Annotated in this window: 22 protein-coding genes; 20 read left to right on the forward strand and 2 right to left on the reverse strand. The window is 38.3% G+C overall.

Going from position 1 to position 15890, the window contains the following annotated elements:
- Nucleotides 1–212 precede the first annotated feature (212 nt).
- The 4 genes from CBE70_RS14870 (at nucleotide 213) to CBE70_RS14885 (ending at nucleotide 3684) form a co-directional block, all read left to right on the forward strand.
- Nucleotides 213–1442 carry a tyrosine-type recombinase/integrase gene (locus CBE70_RS14870; RefSeq protein ID WP_100159937.1) on the forward strand — a complete coding sequence of 410 codons (1230 nt, stop codon included), beginning with the start codon at nucleotides 213–215 and terminating at the stop codon, nucleotides 1440–1442.
- Nucleotides 1439–2095, forward strand: a complete 657-nt coding sequence (locus tag CBE70_RS14875; protein WP_100159938.1) for a hypothetical protein — start codon at nucleotides 1439–1441, stop codon at nucleotides 2093–2095. The genes CBE70_RS14870 and CBE70_RS14875 overlap by 4 nt, the downstream gene beginning before the upstream one ends.
- A gap of 567 nt (nucleotides 2096–2662) precedes the next feature.
- On the forward strand, nucleotides 2663–2944 hold the full coding sequence (locus tag CBE70_RS14880; RefSeq protein ID WP_100159939.1) for a helix-turn-helix transcriptional regulator: 282 nt from the start codon (nucleotides 2663–2665) through the stop codon (nucleotides 2942–2944).
- Nucleotides 2945–3072: 128 nt separating this feature from the next.
- Nucleotides 3073–3684 (forward strand): BRO-N domain-containing protein, encoded by a 612-nt coding sequence (locus CBE70_RS14885; RefSeq protein WP_100159940.1) that lies wholly within the window; start codon nucleotides 3073–3075, stop codon nucleotides 3682–3684.
- Between the two features lie 412 nt (nucleotides 3685–4096).
- Here CBE70_RS14885 and CBE70_RS14890 read toward each other — a convergent pair whose 3' ends face one another.
- Complete coding sequence (locus CBE70_RS14890) at nucleotides 4097–4279, reverse strand: YlcI/YnfO family protein (RefSeq protein WP_100159941.1); 183 nt, start codon at nucleotides 4277–4279, stop codon at nucleotides 4097–4099.
- Between the two features lie 199 nt (nucleotides 4280–4478).
- Here CBE70_RS14890 and CBE70_RS14895 point away from each other — a divergent pair, with 199 nt between their 5' ends.
- The 16 genes from CBE70_RS14895 (at nucleotide 4479) to CBE70_RS14975 (ending at nucleotide 15468) form a co-directional block, all read left to right on the forward strand.
- Nucleotides 4479–4655, forward strand: coding sequence for a host cell division inhibitor Icd-like protein (locus tag CBE70_RS14895; RefSeq protein WP_157926015.1), 177 nt, complete (start codon nucleotides 4479–4481; stop codon nucleotides 4653–4655).
- Nucleotides 4648–4818, forward strand: a complete 171-nt coding sequence (locus tag CBE70_RS14900; protein ID WP_100159942.1) for a DUF4222 domain-containing protein — start codon at nucleotides 4648–4650, stop codon at nucleotides 4816–4818. Before CBE70_RS14895 ends, CBE70_RS14900 begins: the two co-directional genes overlap by 8 nt.
- Nucleotides 4819–4820: 2 nt before the next feature.
- Nucleotides 4821–5039, forward strand: a complete 219-nt coding sequence (locus tag CBE70_RS14905) for a hypothetical protein (protein ID WP_100159943.1) — start codon at nucleotides 4821–4823, stop codon at nucleotides 5037–5039.
- A 2-nt stretch (nucleotides 5040–5041) separates the two neighbouring features.
- Nucleotides 5042–5347, forward strand: a complete 306-nt coding sequence (locus CBE70_RS14910; RefSeq protein ID WP_100159944.1) for a hypothetical protein — start codon at nucleotides 5042–5044, stop codon at nucleotides 5345–5347.
- Nucleotides 5337–5696, forward strand: coding sequence for a hypothetical protein (locus tag CBE70_RS14915; RefSeq protein WP_100159945.1), 360 nt, complete (start codon nucleotides 5337–5339; stop codon nucleotides 5694–5696). Before CBE70_RS14910 ends, CBE70_RS14915 begins: the two co-directional genes overlap by 11 nt.
- Nucleotides 5693–7366: a DUF5906 domain-containing protein gene (locus CBE70_RS14920; protein ID WP_100159946.1), complete on the forward strand. Its 1674-nt coding sequence runs from the start codon at nucleotides 5693–5695 to the stop codon at nucleotides 7364–7366. The genes CBE70_RS14915 and CBE70_RS14920 overlap by 4 nt, the downstream gene beginning before the upstream one ends.
- Before the next feature lie 295 nt (nucleotides 7367–7661).
- Complete coding sequence (locus CBE70_RS14925; RefSeq protein WP_100159947.1) at nucleotides 7662–7916, forward strand: hypothetical protein; 255 nt, start codon at nucleotides 7662–7664, stop codon at nucleotides 7914–7916.
- A 232-nt stretch (nucleotides 7917–8148) separates the two neighbouring features.
- Nucleotides 8149–9303 (forward strand): phage major capsid protein, encoded by a 1155-nt coding sequence (locus CBE70_RS14930; protein ID WP_100159948.1) that lies wholly within the window; start codon nucleotides 8149–8151, stop codon nucleotides 9301–9303.
- A gap of 53 nt (nucleotides 9304–9356) precedes the next feature.
- Nucleotides 9357–9911 carry an HK97 family phage prohead protease gene (locus CBE70_RS14935; RefSeq protein WP_100159949.1) on the forward strand — a complete coding sequence of 185 codons (555 nt, stop codon included), beginning with the start codon at nucleotides 9357–9359 and terminating at the stop codon, nucleotides 9909–9911.
- Nucleotides 9911–11131 carry a phage portal protein gene (locus CBE70_RS14940; RefSeq protein ID WP_100159950.1) on the forward strand — a complete coding sequence of 407 codons (1221 nt, stop codon included), beginning with the start codon at nucleotides 9911–9913 and terminating at the stop codon, nucleotides 11129–11131. The genes CBE70_RS14935 and CBE70_RS14940 overlap by 1 nt, the downstream gene beginning before the upstream one ends.
- Nucleotides 11128–11466, forward strand: coding sequence for a phage head closure protein (locus CBE70_RS14945; RefSeq protein WP_100159951.1), 339 nt, complete (start codon nucleotides 11128–11130; stop codon nucleotides 11464–11466). The genes CBE70_RS14940 and CBE70_RS14945 overlap by 4 nt, the downstream gene beginning before the upstream one ends.
- Nucleotides 11459–11755 (forward strand): head-tail connector protein, encoded by a 297-nt coding sequence (locus tag CBE70_RS14950; protein WP_100159952.1) that lies wholly within the window; start codon nucleotides 11459–11461, stop codon nucleotides 11753–11755. Before CBE70_RS14945 ends, CBE70_RS14950 begins: the two co-directional genes overlap by 8 nt.
- Nucleotides 11756–12202, forward strand: coding sequence for an HNH endonuclease (locus CBE70_RS14955; RefSeq protein WP_100159953.1), 447 nt, complete (start codon nucleotides 11756–11758; stop codon nucleotides 12200–12202).
- A 273-nt stretch (nucleotides 12203–12475) separates the two neighbouring features.
- A complete protein-coding gene (locus CBE70_RS14965; RefSeq protein ID WP_100159955.1) occupies nucleotides 12476–12829 on the forward strand; it encodes a phage terminase small subunit P27 family in 354 nt (117 codons plus the stop codon).
- A complete protein-coding gene (locus tag CBE70_RS14970) occupies nucleotides 12826–14487 on the forward strand; it encodes a terminase large subunit (protein ID WP_100159956.1) in 1662 nt (553 codons plus the stop codon). The genes CBE70_RS14965 and CBE70_RS14970 overlap by 4 nt, the downstream gene beginning before the upstream one ends.
- Nucleotides 14488–14607: 120 nt before the next feature.
- Complete coding sequence (locus CBE70_RS14975; protein WP_100159957.1) at nucleotides 14608–15468, forward strand: hypothetical protein; 861 nt, start codon at nucleotides 14608–14610, stop codon at nucleotides 15466–15468.
- Nucleotides 15469–15552: 84 nt separating this feature from the next.
- On the opposite strand, the gene CBE70_RS14980 is transcribed toward CBE70_RS14975, so the two are convergent.
- Nucleotides 15553–15864, reverse strand: coding sequence for a hypothetical protein (locus CBE70_RS14980; protein WP_373274635.1), 312 nt, complete (start codon nucleotides 15862–15864; stop codon nucleotides 15553–15555).
- Nucleotides 15865–15890: the final 26 nt, after the last annotated feature.

The raw sequence follows: 15890 nt of genomic DNA on the forward strand, positions 1-15890 counted from the left end.
ATAGACCTAACTGACTAGGATCAGTTCATGCCGTATTTTTATTCTTTTAGCTTTTATGCTATCTGGTGTTATTTTAATATTTAATAAAATCAAATGGATAATTAAAATATATACTGTATATTGTTCCAGTGTTTATTGACGTTTTCGTATTTGTACATCACACTATGTATAAACATTTGTATAAACATTTGTATAAACAATCTGGACTATCAATGGCAAATGAACTAAATAAATTGAGCGATAAAAAGGTTAAAGCCCTTTATGGCAAGCCTGTATCTAAAATTGAGTTCGTAGCTGATGGGGCAGGGCTTAGCGCTAAGGTATCTGTTGCTGGTGGTGTGAGTTGGGTTTTTACTTATAGACTAGATGGGAAAAAGTTAAATCGCCTAACACTAGGGCGATATCCTGATATGAGTTTAAAAGAAGCCAGAGAACTCCGTGATAAGTGTCGTAACTGGCTGGCATTAGGCAAAGATCCAAAGCTACAACTAAATATAGAGGTTCAATCCTCATTAAAGCCTGTCACTGTGAGAGATGCTTTAGAGTATTGGGTTGAAAATTACGGGAAAGATAACCGAGTTAATATAGTTAGGCATGTGGCTCAATTAGAAAAGCATATTTACCCTTATATTGGTGAAATGGCTTTAAGTGATTGTGAAACCCGCTATTGGTTAAATTGCTTTGATAGAGCACGACAAGAATCACCCGTTGCAACTGGCTATGTATTTCAGATGTGCAAACAAGCTTTAAAATTTTGTAGAGTTAGGCGATATGCTGTTAGTAGTGCTCTTGATGATTTAACTATTCCTGATGTTGGTAAGAAACAAAATAAAAAGGATCGGGTACTTACTGATAAAGAACTAGGGGAATTATGGCAATCACTCAATGAGAATAAACATATTCCTTATTATAAGCATTTAATTAAAATTCTTATTATTTTTGGGTGTCGTTCGCATGAAGCTAGATTATCAGAGTGGAAAGAATGGGACTTTGATAATTGGATTTGGACTGTACCGAAAGAGCATACAAAAACAAATGAGAAAATTATTCGTCCAATACCTATTTATATACGAGATTTTGTTAAAGAATTATATTCATCAAATAAAAAGAGAGGTTATTTATTAGGTGAATTAAAAAAAACTGAGGCGGTCTCTCAATATGGACGTAATTTATGGGTGAAATTCAATCACTCTGAGCCTTGGACATTACATGATTTAAGGCGGACATTTGCAACAAAGCTAAATGATATGGGCGTATTTCCTCATATTGTAGAGCAATTACTAGGTCATGCTCTACCAGGAGTAATGGCTATTTATAATAGAAGCCAATATTTACCTGAGAAATTAGATACACTTAACAAATGGTGCGAAAGGTTGGATCTACTTATGTCTAATCATGAAAATATAATTATTTTAGAGATAAAAAAGGAATCAGTTGTATGACAAGTTTTAGAAGATTAGGTGTATTTGAAAGAGAGGCCAAGGCACCAACATTAAATGTAAAGCAGCTTGCTTTATTATTATGTGGTTTATATCCAGAGTTAAGAGTCGATGAAATTCCAGAAGAAAGAAAAGAAGATTATGATATTTATTATAGACAAATAAAAAAATGGTTTAATTCATCTGGTTTGTTTAGTGGCTCTGTTGCTGTTGAACAGGATGCGGATTATATGTTCGCTCTTGCATATGAATTGATTGATGATGAAATAACTCCAGAGCCAATTAAGGAGAGATGTTTGTTAGCTGTAACCCAAATTGCTTCACAGCAAAAAGGGAAGGATATTTTAAAAAGATTAGGAGGGGCTGATTTAGTATCTACAGGTGTAGAATTAAGTAAAAACAAAAGAGGTTTACATAGAAAAGAAGATGAAGAAGTAAATACATATAAATTGTTAGGTCTTACCATTACCTTACTAGCTAATAAGGTAGGGGGATCATTCTATGATGGAAATAAAATAACAGTCTCATCAATAAGAAATGCAATTATGAAATTATCAGAAGATATAAACTTATCAAAAAAAGGTTTATCTAGAGCTACTCTTGATAAAAAAATACAAGAAGCTTTGGCAATACTAGAATATGAAAAAGATGAATAAAAAATAGAGGTTTAAAGGAGTTAGAAGGGTTTCGTTACTATATTCGAAATATGCCTCAACCACCTTTGGACTATGAAGGTACTTCATTGTGTCTATAACCAGTTATAGGTGGTATAGCGTTTCAATACATACCAATGAGTGTCAATGAATGTCATTGAGTTTCAATGACTGACTATACATGACAATGAGTGACTGTTTGATTATCTTTCTATTATTTACCTTATTTCATAATTCTACTGTTTGTTCAAACAGTGCCGATTTTACATAAACTGATGATTTTGTTAAAAATGTTTATTTTTCGCTATTGTCTCCTATTGTCGTCTATTGTCTCCTAACGTCTATTGTTAAAATAGTACCTCAAATATCAAATAAAAAATAATTCTTATTAATCAATTGATTATATTCCACCCTATGTGTATGCGATTTTTTAATTAAAATATATTTTCTTTCTAGAAATTGTAATGTTTCACTAGAAATATGTATGATATTAAAAGATTCTTAACTTACTAGAAAATGTTTTTTTACAGCTCATAATGTGTACATCAACATCTATACAGTAGGTTTAATATGCAAAATCAATTTTCAACACCAACACCAGAATTGCGTCGTTCTATACTTGCTGAGTATGGCGAACAGTATGATCGCCTCATTCGCGAGAAAGAACGCCAACGCATCACATCTATTTCACGCACAACAGCTTACACACTCGAAAAAGAAGGGCGTTTCCCTGCACGTAAAGCATTAGGGCGTAATTCTTGTGCATGGCTATTAAGTGATTTATTGCTATGGGTTCGTAACCCTCCAGCCGTGGAAAATATTAATAATCCATATAGCCGTAAAGTGAACTAATAGAAGTAAGTCGCAATTGCAAGCAATTAACCAAAATACGAATTTGCGAGCTTTTGCAACTTATTTCATTCAAGCTAAATATGTTGTCGCGACAACTCTTATTAATTAAATAAAAAGAGTAGAAATATATGAAATTGGAAAAAAACAGCTTAATCGCTGATGGATTCGCTCACCCTAAAATCAGTCAAGAGCATATTTTGAATATTAATTCAGATGATATTTCTGTTATTCGCTTTGAAGGCATTCAGGTGCGGATAGTTAAAATTAATAATGAACCGTGGTTTATTGCTGCGGATATTTGTAAAGCTTTAGAAATTAAAAACGTAACGAATGCGATTAAAATATTAGACAGTGATGAGAATACCCTATGTTCAATAAAGGGTATTAAATCCAGTGCAGGACTTCCCCTGTTTAACCTTGTGGCTGAATCTGGTTTTTATAAGTTAATTACTCGTAGCCGTAAAGCCACTAAGGAAGGGGCTTTTGCACACCGTTTCAGTAACTGGGTATTTCGTGATGTTATCCCGTCAATCCGTAAGACTGGAGCCTATGGTGTTCCGTTTGGATTATTGAATGACTTTACCCGGCGTAGCAATGAGTATCTGAAAATTTCGTCACAGCGTGGGCGGGATCTTCAATCTTGCAAAGCAGAGAAAATCAGTTTAAAAAAAGAGGAAAATCGACTCTGGGATGAATATCAGCCTCAGTTGCCAGCTATGGCAGAGGAGGAGCCACAATGAGTGGCATCACAGAATTTAACTCAGCCATTGGCTGGATTAAAAACTATACAAAAATTATCTACCATAATCGAGGGGTTGAAAACCTGATTACCCTAACACCAGATCAGGAGTATCACTCTACTGGAAGTTTTTTGAGGTCACCAATATGGGGACGCTTAAATAACAGGCAAGTTATAATCGCCACCGGAAATCTGATACAGGAACAAAATCAAATAGGTGGGAATAGCGAGAAATACCGATGCTCATATCTGAGCAATAAGCAACAGATCTGCAATGCGCTAACCAATAAAAAAGGTAGCACTGCGAATGCTACCTCTTTAAAAAACAACTTTATAAATCATTGTGTAAATGACAATGGTGATAATAACGCAAAATTATTCAACAACCTAGTTCAGCAACTATTGATTGTTAATTATTCACCTGATTGTTTAGGTTTCCGTTTCTCTAATTTTAGTTTTGCCTCACAAGCATCGATAACCCATGATGAGAAATTAGATTTTTCGCGTTCTACACTTGAATTAATTTCTTCAAGTAATTCATGTGGAAAGCGGATGTTTTTCTTTTCCGATTTGTTATTTATATTGCCGGTTGCCATGAATACCAAGTCCTTATCAAGATTATTTGTACACACACCTTACTATAAAAAATCTTTAATAAATAGCGTTGACATGTATACCCACTTTATCTTATGGTGGGTGTACACCATATATTCATGCGGCTGTAAAAATAACAACGCCCCGAAGTGCTGGAACACTTTCGAGGCGTTTAACCACAATGTTATACGAGGTAACACTATGGCTATGTATAAGTCTACCCAAACTCACCCTAAATTCCTATGGCGTTTTTTCTCATGCCAGCAATCTAAATACTTTTCTGTTGAAGCGAATAACGAACAGGAAGCCCGTTCACTACTTCCAGATTCCCCTTGCCTTTTCTCTGCTCGTATTCGTCAGGGGGTAAATCGTGCGTAATCCCCAAGTTAATGAGTTTTATACTCATAAAAATGGTGAAACCATCAAAGTATTATCAGTTAGGTTTAATCGAGTAACGTTTATTCGTGATGGTTTTAATAGCCCAGTAATTATGTCTCTTAGCCAATTTAGTAAAGAATACACCTATGTTGGGAGGGCTTAATTATGGAGTCTAAAGTATTAAACAAAACGGTTTATGAGTTATTAACCCATGCCATCTCAACGGGTGATTTAGTTAATTTAATTAAAGAAATTGCATGTAATGGCGATCCTGAGTTAGTTCGATTTATTCCCATGCTATCTATTATCGCTTCTGAGCATTGCGGGCAATTAATTACAGATCTTAATTTGATAGAAATTAATTCTAACAATGAGGGAGCTTAGGCATGGCTGATATCTATGATGTTGTTATCCGTCACGATTTAAATCGAATGACGACTCAAGAGTTAAAGAATGTTATTCGTGACTCAGAAGATGCTTGTGCCGGTTTAGCGTTAGGTATGAGAACGGTAGGTCAATTAGCGGCTCATTCCTTAAATAGTGATGAATACACAGACAAGAATGCGAGAGATCATCTCAATGGTATGAGTGATTTATTGATTTATTTACCAAGAATAATTAACGCAATACAGCAAAATCTATTGACGGCTCAATACGAAATTCAGCGTAGAGAGGTAAAACATGATCAGTAAATTACAATTTAACCAATTAGCTGAGCAAGTTCGCCAGTATGAATCACGCTTAGTTGAGTTAGAACAAGTAATTGCTGTTATGCAGCGTAAACATTCTATACCTGAGGGCATGAGTCCATTAACCACATTAGCGTCTGAAATGGGTTTATCCACCAGCAAAGCGGAATTATTAGCTAAAAATTGTGGTGTGCTGGTGGTTCGTCAGGGTAGTCAATTGATTGTTAATGAGTCAAAGTTTAAAGAAGCTGCGACAATCATTATTAAAGGTGCAAAAAGAAAGGTAGGTAGCAAATATTGGTTTCACCCGTTGATCGGTAAATTCATTATGGCTGGTGGGGTGAAAAAATGAGTATAGCAGGACATAAAAAATTACCAGAGTGGTCTGACTCTTTATTCGCTACAGTTTATTTGTGGGTAAAAAGAGGAACACCACCTCAAAAGGCAGATACTGACGCATCCATTTTACGTTACCCGCAAGATCATCGTTTAAATGCGCTGGCCATTCGTATGCGCTCATTGGTTATGGAGGGGGAAATTACTCCTGATTGGTTTATTGAACAAGGATACCATTCTTCAAAGGAGCCTGATAAAGCCGAAAGTAAACGTAAATCTTTAGTTTTAGAATTTATAGACGAAAGTGAATTACGGCAGGTTTTATCTGATGTTGCTAGGGCTGATTATTTGTGGCCTCGTGACTATGAGAAAACAGCAGATGTGATTGCTATTAACCGGTTAGGTGATGGAACACGTATTACTGCTGAGGATGTTGATATGTTGGATGAAGTCAACAAAACCTATACGCATGTTTATGCTTTTGGCGATCACCATGTTGTTAGTATGCGTCCTAATCCAGTTACTGGGGAAACACATTGCTTTCAAACATTGAACTCATTCAGAAATAATTTTCTTGATCAAGGTAGGGTTGTTGGTCGTCGATTGGGTGAAGCATGGTTAAATTGGCCTGGTCATTCAAAGCAATTAGGAGGTGTCGGCTTTTATCCAAATCCTGAAAATTGCCCTAAAGAAGTTTATAACCTGTACACAGGATTAAGTATTGAACCTGTAGCGGGTGATGTTATTCCCTACCTTGAGCATTTAGAAAAGGTAATTTGCGCGGGCGACAATGAAACTTATCAATATCTTGTTGGTTGGCTAGCTCATTTATTTCAGAAGCCCGAAGAAAAACCCTCTGTTGCCATTGTGATGAAATCCATAGAGGGTACAGGTAAGGGGTCTATGGTTCGTCCATTGTTAGAGATATTAGGCATGTATGCTATTCAAGTGAATGGTTCTGGTCAAATAGCCGGACGTTTTAATAGCACCATAGCAAATAAGCTATTTGTATTTGTGGATGAAGCTGATTTAACTGATGGGCGTACAGCAGAAAAGTTAAAGGCAATTATTAGCGAGGACACGGTTAACTTAGAGCGAAAAGGTAAAGATCCCGAAATCATGCCGAACTATGCCCGTTTTATTTTTGCAAGTAACCGTGACAGGGTGATTAATGCGGGGTTACGGGAAAGGCGTTACCTTGTGTTAGAACCAGATGTGATTTATGCACAAAACAAAGGTTATTTTGACCGTTTACATCAATGGATAAATGATAACGGCGCACAAAAGTTATTGGCGTGGTTATTGTCGTATGACCTAACACACTTTGATCCAAGACGTGCGCCAGTTACTGCTGCATTAGTTGAAGAGAAGTTAGCCAGTATGCCACCTGTCTATCAATTTTTTTATAGTGAACTATGGAGCCAACAACCGTTTAAATCTCAAACTCGAATTTACACTACGGAGCTAGTGGACTCTTTTATGCTTTGGAGTGAAGCCAATGGCGAAAATATTAAACCTCCTGCCGCACGTTCTACGGTTGGTCGTATCATGAGGACATTGGGAATCCAAGTAGCAGGGCGTTCAGATAGAGGTAATGGGCGTTATTATGACCTCCCTGCTATTGACGAAATAAAATCTTCGTTTGCAGCAATATTAGGGGAAAAGACTGAAAAACTTTTCTCATAACACATGCACGAGAGATTTGCTGTACCACCTAACCCAATATCAAGGATGTTCAGATAAACAAAGGCTTTAAGGGTGGTATAGCAAAAGGTACAGATAAAATTATACCTATACCACCTATGCCAAAAATCGGTACAGGTGGTTTAGGTTAAAAAATAATCAAGCCATATTAAAAGCCATCATAATTATTTGTTTTAAAATGAATTTTAACTAAGTGGTACAGGTGGTTTAGCAAAAACCATGATTTTACTAGAAAGCGTTATTTAGACTAAATGATAGACAGTATAGGATTGATAATATGAATGATATGACAACGTTACGTAATGAATATTTAGATGATCGTCAGATTGATGATTTAGAAACTATGTCCCTTGAGGAATACAAATATCATGTGACAATGGATCATTTTTTGTTTGTTGAAGGGCATGGCATTTTAGTTGATGACTTCACAGGTCGTCGTTTTGCAGCAAGTAAGGAGCAATTGGATATACTCATTGCTTATTTACAGGAAGAGCGAGAAAAAATGCCAAAGCATGATAAACGCTATCTTTAAAAGTAAAGTTATGTAAATTAATATTACTCATGTTTTTGTATGTTTACTGTGTAATAACTTAGGTGTTTTCTTTAAGTTTTTCAGATATATATTAAGAAGTGGCACTCAGACGTGAGCCGCCACTTGACCGTTTAATCCTTGCTCATCAGACAGGTATCTCCAGTTAAACGGTCTCCCCTATTTCCGAGCTGGTTTCACGTCTTAACATTTTATTGTTTACGGAAACCACTTCATGAAAAAACTACTCGAATTACGCCAACAAAAGGCAACTCTCACCGAGCAAATGCGCTCACTGCTCACTAAAGCAGAAACAGAAAAACGCTCACTCACCGAAGATGAAGCGAAAAACTTTGATGAATTGCGTAGTCAGTCGGAATCTCTGAATACTGAAATTGCCCGTTATGAAGCGATTGCAGAGGAAGAACGCAGTCATGCAGGTAAGCATGTATTAGGTGATAAAGCCGTCAGTAATGATGAATTACGTCATTATATCCTGACAGGGGAAACCCGTACTTTATCGACAGGGGTTCCGGCTGACGGTGGCTATACCGTTATTCCTGAACTGAATAAACAAATTATGCAGCAATTAACCAATGATTCGGTGATGCGTAAAATTTGTACCATCAAAACGACTCACAGCAACGAATATAAACAATTGGTTTCTGTGGGTGGAGCAAAGGTCAATCACGGTGAAGAGGGGCAAGCCCGCACCGAGACTGGTACACCAAAGTTAGAAGAAGTCAGTATCAAATTATTCCCTATCTACGCCTATCCCAAAACCACGCAAGAAATTATTGATTTTAGTGATGTGGATATTCTTAGCTGGTTAACCACTGAAATTGGCGACACGTTTGTTGATACCGAAGAAACCGATCTTGTCACGGGTGATGGTACGAAAAAAGCAAAAGGTTTCTTGGCTTATCCTCGTGAAGCCAAAGCCGATAAAGTGCGCACGTTTGGTACATTAGAAAAACTTGACGTTGCCAGCATTGAAGCCGATAGCCTGATTGACCTGAAATTTAAATTGCGTGCGAAATATCGCAAAAATGCCGTTTGGGTGATGAACTCCAATACTGCTGCTAAAGTACAGAAGCTGAAAAATGGCAATGGGGATTATATCTGGCGTGACCGTTTACAGTCTGGCGATCCTGATACCTTATTAGGCTTACCGGTTCATTATCTCGAAAACATGGCTGATGATGTGATTGCATTAGGTGACTTTAAACGCGGTTACTTCATTGTGGATCATGAAACGGGTACACGTACTCGTCCTGACAACATTACTGAACCCGGCTTTATCAAAGTTCACACCGATAAATATTTAGGCGGTGGGCTGGTGGATTCTAACGCCATTAAAGTGTTGGAAGTTAAAGTCGCGGGTAAATAACTCAAGGGGCGTTCCTGTGATCTCAGGAGCGCTCTTTTTGTCAGGAATACACTATGAAAAAGACCGAGTTAGAAATTCGTACCGCAACACTATCAGCCAGTGATAAAAAACTTATCGGTTATGTGATTAAGTGGGGCTCGCGCTCTCATGTACTTTGGGATGAATTTGTCGAACAATTTGCCCAAAATGCATTTAGTAACAGCTTATCAAAGGGGAATGATGTCAGGGCGTTATACGAACATGATTACACTAACTTATTGGGGCGCACGACTTCTGGCACATTACAACTTACCGAAGATGAAACAGGGTTACGTTTTGAACTCACTCCGCCTGATACGCAACTAGGGCGTGATGTTCTCACCTTGGTTGAACGAGGTGATATTGACGGTATGAGTTTTGGTTTCCGAGCGATTAAAGATCAGTGGGATATTGGTCAAGAGCCGTATGTCAGAACCGTATTAGAAGCTGAACTCCATGAAATCACCATCACCAGTTTACCTGCTTATCCTGATAGTGGCGTAGAAATTGCCAAACGCTCCTTAACACTCAGTAAACCGCAAGCGGTAAAAGATTTTGACCGCTGGTTACAATTGGTTGAGGTGGAATAATGTGGCCATTCAAACGTAAAGCCTCCGAATCCCGCAGTCTAAGTATTGATGAGTTTCTTTCTCTGGCAGGGATATCGAACACAAACGCAGGGGAACACGTTAGCTCATCAACAGCGGAGGGCTTACCTGCCGTGATGAATGCGGTGACGGTCATTAGTGAAGCTATTGCCTCCATGCCCTGTTTTCTGTATCGGGTACACAATGATAAAGGGCGAGAATCAAGAGAGTGGTTAAGTGATCACCCTGTTGATTATCTTCTCAATGAAAACCCGAATGACTGCCAGACCGCTTTTCAATTTAAGCGCACGTTAATGCGTCATTGTTTGCTCAATGGTAACGCCTATGCGGTGATTACGTGGGGTAAAGATGGACAGCCTAAATCAATACATCCTTATCCCCCTAGTGCGGTAGTGATTAATCGACTTGGGGATCATCGATACAGTTATACCGTGACTGAACCGTATAGCGGTAAGGTGAAAACCTATCTACAAGAAGAAATCTTGCATTTACGTTATGCGACTGATGACGGTTTTTTAGGACGCTCACCCGTCACGATTTGCCGTGAAACATTGGGCTTAGGATTAGCTCAACAACGACACGGCGCGAGTATCATGAAAGACGGCATGATGGCATCTGGCATTATTAAATCGGGTGAATGGCTCGATAGCCTCAAAGGAACTAAGGCATTAGAAGCCCTAGAACGCTACAAAGGGGCACGTAATGCAGGGAAAACCCCCATTCTTGAGGGGGGCATGGAATATGAACAATTAGGCATGAGTAACCAAGATGCGGAGTGGTTAGCCTCAAGGCGTTTTACCATTGAAGATATTGCCCGTATGTTCAACATTAGCCCCATCTTTTTACAAGAGTATTCCAACAGTACTTACAGCAACTTTAGTGAGGCAAGTCGCGCCTTACTCACAATTACTATGCGTCCGTGGTTAGCCAACTTTGAGCAACAAATTAAATCAGCGTTGTTACTGACCTCACCTACACCGAATATTCGCTATCAAGTGGAATTTGATACGGCAGATTTACTCCGCGCTAATCCTACGGAGCGTTTCCGCAGTTATGAAACCGCGATTAAGTCGGGAGTCATGTGTCCGAACGAAGCCCGTGAGCGTGAGGGATTGCCTCCTCGTGAAGGCGGTGATGAGTTTAGTCAGGCATGGAAACAGACCGTTGAAGTTAAAAAAGAGTCTGACAAGGTGGATGAATGAAAGCAGGACGCCTAAGACATCATATTACAATTCAAAAAGCAGAAAAAAAGCGAACTCCATCAGGATCAGTTGTTACTGAATGGGTAAATATTGCTGCTGTTGCTGCAGAGGTAAAGGCTATTAGTGGTCGTGAATTAATGGCTTCAGGGATGATAATGAGTGAAGCAACTATACGTATTTGGTTACGTTACCGTGCGGATATCACCACCTCTCATCGTGTCGTTTATCACAAGCTAAATACGGTTGGCGATAAATTCGGCATTGTGGCGGTTATTCCTGATACAAAAAATAGCCTGTTAGAGTTGCTTTGTAAGGGAGGCGTATTTAATGACTAAGCCCGAAATCACGTTAGATGAAGTGAAGTTGCATTGCCGTATTGATGATGATTATGACGATGCCATATTAGCTATCTATATTGATGCCGCATTAGAAGTTTGCCAACAACATATCGGTAAACGATTTGATGATGGATTGTCGTTCACTCCTGCGATCAAGGTGGGCTGTTTAATGTATATCAGTTTGCTTTATGAGAACCGAGAGATGGTAGGCAGTGATGGATTAAAAGAAGTTCCGCTGACTATTCATTCTCTGTGGTCAACCTATCGAGATGTGGGAGTGTACTAGATGCCATGGCAACCCCTAAAGCGTTGTAGTTATCAAGGCTGTAATAAGCGGGTGAAGTCTGGACGGTGTGAAGAACATAAACAAGAAGCCAGACGACAACAGGATAGCCAGCGAGGAACACGAACCGAACGAGGTTATAGCAATCAGTGGGGTAAGTACCGCTTACAGTATCTTAAGTTAAATCCGTTATGTGTGCATTGCCTCAATGAAGGGATATACACCCCTGCAACCATTGTTGACCACATTATCCCTATTAACGGTGATAGTGATGTGTTGTTTTGGGTGGATTTTAACCATCAAGCGTTATGTCACAGTTGTCATAACACCAAAACCTTTAAGCATGATCCACTCACTAAGCAAAAGCGTAAAAATGGGGAGTATCGAGAGTTAGAAGCAAAAGCAACACGGCATAATGATTGGCGAGATGAGTATAACCGTAATGCGTGAAAATGAAATAAATCAGTTGGTTAAAGGACTCTTAAAGCACAGTGAGCCGTATAGGCAACGACAATTAAAAACGCCTACAAAGCCCATTGCAGCACGCAATATTCAACGTGATAGGGAGCTAATGGAATGTTTCAGAAATCGTTAGAGAAGCATATAGAAAGGGTAGGGGTATCAAAAATGACAAACGCCCTCGTCTCAGGAACCGCCCCCCTCCTCGAATTTTTACGCACGGTAATTTTTTTGAAAATAATTTACTAGGAAATAGAAATAGTTATGGCAAGAGCACCTAAACCCCCCGTTTATCTTAATGAGATAGCGACGAAAGAGTGGAAAACAAAAGCTAAAATATTGGCAGAACGTGAAGATCTGACGTTAGCCGATTGGAACAATTTAGAATTGTATTGCGTCAATTATGCGATGTACCGTAAAGCGGTTGAAGACTTAGATAATCGAGGGTTTAGCATTATCAATAGTCAAGGCAGTGAGAGCCGTAATCCCTCATTGAGTGCCAAGGCTGATGCTGAAAAAATCATGATTAAAATGTCTTCCTTACTGGGGTTCGATCCCGTTTCTCGTCGTAAAAATCCAATTGACACCGAGGAAGAGGACGAATTAGATCGCCTATGAACGCATGGGAGCAGTACGCAAGCGATATTAAAACAGGTAAAATCCCCGCCTGTCAGCGGTTAAAACAAGCCGTTGAACGTTACTATAATGACTTAAATAATCCGCTTTACACCTTTGATAATGAGGTCGTAGAGCGTTTTATCGGGTTCTCCCGTGTTTGTCCGCATGTTAAAGGGCACTTGCGAGGTAAGCCGATAGAGCTTGAGCCGTGGCAACAATTTGCCTTTGCGAATCTCCTTGGTTTCAAGGTGACCTCAACGGGGCGAAGAAAATACCGCAGTGCTTATATTCAGGTTCCCCGCAAAAATGCAAAATCTACCGTTGCAGCAATACTGGCTAATTGGTTCTTGGTGATGGAAAACGGGCAGCAAGATATTTATACCGCTGCAGTAAGCCGAGATCAGGCGCGTATTGTCTTTGATGATGCCCGTCAAATGTGTGTACTGTCTAAACCACTTAAAAAACGGGTGGCCATACAGCAACATAAAGTTATTAATCCGAAACGTAATAGCTTATTGAAACCTCTTGCCGCTAAAGCCGCCACGATTGAGGGAACGAATCCCAGTTTAGCCATTGTTGATGAATATCACTTACACCCTGATAATGCGGTTTATTCTGCTCTTGAGTTAGGGATGGGGGCACGTCCTGAGGGTATTTTATTTGCGATCACAACGTCAGGGAGTAATGTTATTTCAGCCTGTAAGCAACATTATGATTATTGTTGTCAAATCCTCGCCGGTGAAGAACAAAATGAATCGTTATTTGCTTTGATTTATGAACTCGATGACGAAAAAGAAATTGACGATGAACGCTTGTGGATAAAGGCGAATCCCAATCTTAATGTGTCGGTTGATGGTGATGCTTTGTATGACACGATACAAAAGGCGCGAGGTATTCCCTCACAATGGACAGAAATGTTAACCAAACGCTTTAATATCTGGTGTCAGGGGGAAACGCCTTGGATGGGTGAGGGTGCATGGTTAGCGTGTAAAATGGACTATACCGAAATAGACCTTAAAGGATTAGCGTGTTATGCAGGAATGGATTTATCCTCTACGGGGGATATTACCAGTGTCTGCTATACCTTTCCCGTTGATAATGAATTGTTATTATTGACTCGTCACTATATCCCCGAAGCACAGTTACAGAACCCCGCCAATAAGAACAGGGCGATTTACCGTCAATGGGTTAAGTCAGGTTGGCTTCGTACCACTCCTGGTGATTGTATTGATTATGATCGCATTCGTGATGATGTGCTTAGAGACAGCCAACAATTTAATATCAAATTGACAGGTTTTGATACATGGAACGCTACCCATTTAAGGACACAGCTACAAGGTGCGGGGTTAGATGTTGAGCCATTCCCTCAAACTTACATGAAGTTTAGCCCTGTGGCGAAATCAGCCGAGGTATTCGTTAATCGTAAAATCATTCGTCACAATGGTGATCCCGTGCTTGCGTGGGCAATGGCTAATGTCGTCATGGAAACGGACGCAAACGCGAATATCAAGCCCAATAAAAAAAAATCGGCTAACAAGATTGACCCTGCTATCGCTTTCCTAATGAGTTTTGGTACATGGCAGATTGAGCATGAAGATTTTGCTTTTAGCTTAACCAAGGAGCAAAAGGAAAAGCTAAATAATTTTAAAGGAATTTAACTTCTTGAAATTTAAATTCTTTTTTTTGTTTTGTTGGTTTCGTTTTCATATGTAGCCCATGATTCAAAATATAGATAATATAATTAAATATTATTTAATATACTAATTTTAGGGGGTTCCATGGATGAAGAAATAGCCAAAGAAATAGCGAAACAAGTTACAAATGCTATTTTGTCTTTAAAATCAGAATCAAATTATGTAAAAGACTATCTAGTCCCTATTTTAACTCCTTTTTTATCTGCTATTTTAGGTTATTTGGTTGCTAGATTTTCATTTGGAAGAAGTGAAAAAATCAAACAAACAGCTCTAAATATAGAGAATGGTAATAAAATTTTTTTAAAGGTAGCGGATATTCAGGATTCATTGGTTGCTGTGAAACTTAATTATTATAATAAAATAAATGATGACCCTCATAATAGAATTATAGGTTATCACTATATAGTTTCTAACATGGAAATGATTAAGGTTGATATCAGTACAATTTCATTTTTGATCAATAGGTTCGATCCAAGTGATGAAGCTAAGTCATGGTATAATATTCGCAGAATCAATATGCTTTTTGATAATTATAATGCTTTTGTCATGTTGTTTAATGAAAAAAATGAACTTTCAAATGAATTTCAAAATAGGATAAATTCCAATAAAGGAAATGGCAAAATTACATCCGAGGAAATATGGAAATATGGTGGTAATGATTTAATTCCTAAATTAATTTCACTTAATGAGAAAGCGATATATTTTCTTGATGATTTATTAAAGGAATCAATAGACTTTTTAGAGTCATATGAAAAAATAGTAAAGTCAAGCGTCGATTATAAGCTTGTGTATAAACAGGCTAGAATATTTGGTTATGTGAGTCCTGATAAAGAACAGAAAATATATAAAAGAGTTATCGATGTGAATTATTCTGCTTTAGCAGAGATTTCAGGAATAGATGAGGAATTTTGGAGAAAAGAGTTAGATTTTGGTTATGAAAGATAGTATTTAGATAAATCAGCCAAATTAAAATAAAAATAGTAGAATTTGGCTGATTTAATTCATTCTAATGATTATATACAGTCAATTTCAGTCAATTTTTTTAAACTCGTCCTCAATATAATTACGTCCATCATCTTCATATTTAACTAGTCTGCAATGCTCAGGTAATCCATATCTGCTTACTATGCAGTTAACTCTAGGAGAATCACCAAAGCCTTGAATTCGATTTTGCCGACGTTCATAACTTGATACTTTCTCTAGCAGCCCATCAGAAACCATACTAGCTAGCGTTCTATATGCTGATTCAACAATGCTTTTCTTATCAAAAGAATCCATACCATTGAGTATATAAGCAACTCCAGCAACGTCAAAAGGCGGTGAGCCTATTTCGCTAGTCACTCATTCAAAGTTATCACTAGCAAACA

Source organism: Proteus columbae, assembly GCF_002777965.1.
GTDB classification, from domain to species: Bacteria; Pseudomonadota; Gammaproteobacteria; order Enterobacterales; family Enterobacteriaceae; genus Proteus; species Proteus columbae.

What these genes read in the sequence shown, in the direction of transcription:
- CBE70_RS14870 (WP_100159937.1), top strand. Translation starts at nt 213, where the DNA reads ATGGCAAATGAACTAAATAAATTGAGCGATAAAAAGGTTAAAGCCCTT.
- CBE70_RS14875 (WP_100159938.1), top strand. Translation starts at nt 1,439, where the DNA reads ATGACAAGTTTTAGAAGATTAGGTGTATTTGAAAGAGAGGCCAAGGCA.
- CBE70_RS14880 (WP_100159939.1), top strand. Translation starts at nt 2,663, where the DNA reads ATGCAAAATCAATTTTCAACACCAACACCAGAATTGCGTCGTTCTATA.
- CBE70_RS14885 (WP_100159940.1), top strand. Translation starts at nt 3,073, where the DNA reads ATGAAATTGGAAAAAAACAGCTTAATCGCTGATGGATTCGCTCACCCT.
- CBE70_RS14890 (WP_100159941.1), bottom strand. Translation starts at nt 4,279, where the DNA reads ATGGCAACCGGCAATATAAATAACAAATCGGAAAAGAAAAACATCCGC.
- CBE70_RS14895 (WP_157926015.1), top strand. Translation starts at nt 4,479, where the DNA reads ATGGCTATGTATAAGTCTACCCAAACTCACCCTAAATTCCTATGGCGT.
- CBE70_RS14905 (WP_100159943.1), top strand. Translation starts at nt 4,821, where the DNA reads ATGGAGTCTAAAGTATTAAACAAAACGGTTTATGAGTTATTAACCCAT.
- CBE70_RS14910 (WP_100159944.1), top strand. Translation starts at nt 5,042, where the DNA reads ATGGCTGATATCTATGATGTTGTTATCCGTCACGATTTAAATCGAATG.
- CBE70_RS14915 (WP_100159945.1), top strand. Translation starts at nt 5,337, where the DNA reads ATGATCAGTAAATTACAATTTAACCAATTAGCTGAGCAAGTTCGCCAG.
- CBE70_RS14920 (WP_100159946.1), top strand. Translation starts at nt 5,693, where the DNA reads ATGAGTATAGCAGGACATAAAAAATTACCAGAGTGGTCTGACTCTTTA.
- CBE70_RS14925 (WP_100159947.1), top strand. Translation starts at nt 7,662, where the DNA reads ATGAATGATATGACAACGTTACGTAATGAATATTTAGATGATCGTCAG.
- CBE70_RS14930 (WP_100159948.1), top strand. Translation starts at nt 8,149, where the DNA reads ATGAAAAAACTACTCGAATTACGCCAACAAAAGGCAACTCTCACCGAG.
- CBE70_RS14935 (WP_100159949.1), top strand. Translation starts at nt 9,357, where the DNA reads ATGAAAAAGACCGAGTTAGAAATTCGTACCGCAACACTATCAGCCAGT.
- CBE70_RS14940 (WP_100159950.1), top strand. Translation starts at nt 9,911, where the DNA reads ATGTGGCCATTCAAACGTAAAGCCTCCGAATCCCGCAGTCTAAGTATT.
- CBE70_RS14945 (WP_100159951.1), top strand. Translation starts at nt 11,128, where the DNA reads ATGAAAGCAGGACGCCTAAGACATCATATTACAATTCAAAAAGCAGAA.
- CBE70_RS14950 (WP_100159952.1), top strand. Translation starts at nt 11,459, where the DNA reads ATGACTAAGCCCGAAATCACGTTAGATGAAGTGAAGTTGCATTGCCGT.
- CBE70_RS14955 (WP_100159953.1), top strand. Translation starts at nt 11,756, where the DNA reads ATGCCATGGCAACCCCTAAAGCGTTGTAGTTATCAAGGCTGTAATAAG.
- CBE70_RS14965 (WP_100159955.1), top strand. Translation starts at nt 12,476, where the DNA reads ATGGCAAGAGCACCTAAACCCCCCGTTTATCTTAATGAGATAGCGACG.
- CBE70_RS14970 (WP_100159956.1), top strand. Translation starts at nt 12,826, where the DNA reads ATGAACGCATGGGAGCAGTACGCAAGCGATATTAAAACAGGTAAAATC.
- CBE70_RS14975 (WP_100159957.1), top strand. Translation starts at nt 14,608, where the DNA reads ATGGATGAAGAAATAGCCAAAGAAATAGCGAAACAAGTTACAAATGCT.